This is a genomic window from Nocardia sp. NRRL S-836 (genome assembly GCF_001279525.1).
Lineage (GTDB): Bacteria > Actinomycetota > Actinomycetes > Mycobacteriales > Pseudonocardiaceae > Lentzea.
The window spans coordinates 1-382 of sequence record NZ_LGDY01000172.1 but is presented as its reverse complement, the minus strand read 5'-3'; the positions used below and the strand labels follow the sequence as shown (position 1 = coordinate 382).

The window sequence follows — 382 nt, the reverse complement described above, 5'->3', positions numbered from 1 at the left end:
GTTCTTTGAGAACTGCACAGTGGATGCGAGCATCTTTGTAGCAAGTTAGTAAGGGCATACGGTGGATGTCTTGGCACCAGGAGCCGATGAAGGACGTAGGAGACTGCGAAAAGTCTAGGGGAGCTGTCAACCGAGCTGAGATCCTAGAATTTCCGAATGGGGAAACCCGGCCCCAGTCATGTGGGGTCACCCACACCTGAACACATAGGGTGTGTGGAGGGAACGCGGGGAAGTGAAACATCTCAGTACCCGCAGGAAGAGAAAACAACCGTGATTCCGTGAGTAGTGGCGAGCGAAAGCGGATGAGGCTAAACCGCGTCTGTGTGATACCCGGCAGGGGTTGCATTCGCGGGGTCGTGGGACCTCTTGGTCAGTTCTGCCG

1 rRNA gene is annotated in these 382 nt (G+C 55.5%); it reads left to right on the top strand.

The features are described from left to right. Positions 1 to 38: 38 nt before the first annotated feature. Positions 39 to 382, top strand: a 23S ribosomal RNA gene (locus tag ADL03_RS43665); the annotation flags it as partial.